Below are 2,627 nucleotides of genomic sequence, written 5' to 3'. Positions count from 1 at the left end.
TTTTCGAAATAAGTTACCCATAACCTGCAAGCTAAGCTATTGATAAGATTTGAATTTTCCGTTAGTTGGTGGCTGATTTTTTCGAAAACAGTACACTAGCCGTCGCCTCCGCCACCAACGGGTCATCCGGCCAGTAATGCTTCGGATACCGCCCCTTCAAATCCTTCTTCACCTCACTGTAAGTCGACCGCCAGAAGTTAGCCAGATCCTGCGTCACCTGCACCGGACGACGCGCCGGGGACAGCAAGTGCAGCTTCAACACCTGCCGCCCATTGGCAATGCGCGGGGTATCGGACAAGCCAAACAGCTCTTGCAGCCGCACCGACAGAATCGGCGGCTGTTCGCTGTAGTCGATACGGATGTTTGAGCCGGAGGGTACCTGAATGGTCTGCGGGGCCTGTGCTTCGAGTTGTTGCGGCAGGGGCCACGGCAGGAGGTTGCGCAGGATGGATGACAGGTCGAGTTGGCTGAAATGGCTGAGCCGGGTGACTTTGCCCAGGTAGGGCATCAGCCAGTGTTCAAGTGTTGCCAGCAGTTGCGCGTCGCTCAGGTCGGGCCATTCGCTGGTTGCGCTTTTGTCGATATCGAGGCTGCGCAACAGTGCGACACGCGCTTGCCACTGGCGCAGTTCCGGCGTCCACGGCAGCAGTTCCAGGCCTTTACGACGCACCAGTGCGAGCAGCGCCTGGCTGCGGGCTGCGTCGTCGAGGCCGGTGAGTGGTTCGCGGCTGATAATCAGCTCGCCCGCTTTGCGCTGTCGCTCGGCGCGGAACACGCCTTCGCGTTCGTCCCAGTCGATCTGGTCCACGGTGATGACCTGCTCGGCCAGCACGGCGTCGAACAGCGCCGGATCGAACTCGGCGGCAAGGTAGATGCGTTCTTCGCGTTGGCCCTGACGACTGCCTAAATCCGCGATGACCAGCCACGGCTGTTTCATCAGTGCGTCGGCCTCGGCAAACAGTGCCGCACGACCGTTGGCCAAGCGATATTCAGCGCCGCCGGGGCGACGCTGTTGTGCCACGCGATCCGGGTAGGCCAGTGCCAGCAGAGCGCCCAGCCAGCGTGAATGATCGGGATCGCTGACCGGGCTTTTCGCAGTGCCGCGCAGGTATCCGCGATATTGCCGTGCCAGCTGTTTAGCTCGTTGCACGCCGCCCTGTGCACTACGCGCAGCACGCTCGGTGCCCGCCAGCAAGGTCAGGCGGCTGTGCAGGTCCGCGCCGCCACCGCGCAGGATGTCGCGCTCACCCAACAGTGCGGCCACGTCACAGGCCAGCTCGCCCAGGCCCAAGGCATGGCCGCGCAACAGCAAGTGAGCGATACGTGGATGGGCAGGCAACTCGGCCATCGCCTGACCGTGGGGCGTCAGGGCTGGCGGCTGACCTGGCTGATTACTCAGCGCCTCAAGCCGCACCAGCAGGTCCTGCGCCTGTGCATAAGCTGCTGCGGGCGGCACGTCGAGCCAGACCAGTTGCGCAGGCGTAACCCCCCAGCGCACCAGTTGCAGCGCGAGCCCGGCGAGGTCCGCCTGAAGAATTTCTGCCACGCCGTAAGCGGCGAGTTGGTCGTGTTGCGCCTCGGACCACAGCCGGTAACACACGCCTGGCTCCAGCCGCCCTGCCCGTCCGGCGCGCTGAGTGGCGCTGGCCCGGGAGATGCGCTGGGTCTCAAGGCGCGTCATGCCGCTGCCCGGATCGAAGCGCGGTACTCGCGCCAACCCGGCATCAATCACTACGCGCACGCCGTCGATGGTCAGGCTGGTTTCTGCGATGTTGGTCGCCAGCACCACCTTGCGCTTGCCCTTGGGCGCCGGTTCGATGGCCGCACGCTGCGCAGTCAGATCCAGTTCGCCATGCAACGGGCAAAGCAGAATGTCGGCGCGCTCGCCCAAAGCTTCCGCCAGTTGCTGGTTGACCCGACGAATCTCGGCCTGCCCCGGCAGAAAGACCAGCAGGCTGCCGGACTCGCTGCCCAGCGCATCCAGCACCGTCTGCACGACTCGCGGTTCGACAAACTCACCGGGCTGAAAAGGACGCCCCCACTGCATCGTCACCGGAAACATCCGCCCATTGCTGCGTACCACCGGCGCATCGTCCAGTAACGCCGCCAGCCGCTCGCCCTCCAGCGTTGCCGACATCAGCAGAATCTTCAGCGGCTGGTCGTCACGAAACAACTCGCGACCATTGAGGCTCAGTGCCAGCGCCAGATCAGCGTCCAGACTACGCTCAACAATTTACCACTTGCACGATCTTGTCAAACGTCAGAAAATACATACATAACAGTATCTTATAGAGATCTAACAGATGGAAAATGGTTTGACAATCATCAAAAGCACCAACAGCTTGGCCCACCACTCCATCGACAGAATCCCGTCCGACGTCTTGGATCTCTTTGAGCGCTGCTGCGACGCAATAAAACTAGAAACCTCCGCAAAGACCGGTCACCTCTTGAAGCTCTTGGCGGCTTTTTTCCACGTCACGGGCTTCCAGGTCACGTACTTGGGGCTGTCCAACCACAGCTGCGGATTCCACGACACTTGGACACTCAGCCCACGATCATTTGGACACTCATTCCAAGCTCACTTGGACACCTGCCCCACGTCCACTTGGACAGGCAGTCGGAGCGCA

The 2,627-nt window shown here is 61.7% G+C and carries 1 pseudogene; it reads right to left on the bottom strand.

Annotated features, from left to right (window positions below):
• Window positions 1-61 precede the first annotated feature (61 nt).
• Window positions 62-2,227: pseudogene (gene hrpB, locus DW49_RS0122590) on the bottom strand (ATP-dependent helicase HrpB); the annotation flags it as partial.
• Window positions 2,228-2,627: the final 400 nt, after the last annotated feature.

Origin of the sequence: Pseudomonas avellanae BPIC 631, from assembly GCF_000444135.1 — a bacterium.
GTDB classification, from domain to species: domain Bacteria; phylum Pseudomonadota; class Gammaproteobacteria; order Pseudomonadales; family Pseudomonadaceae; genus Aquipseudomonas; species Aquipseudomonas avellanae.
This window is presented reverse-complemented; position numbering and strand designations above follow the sequence as displayed.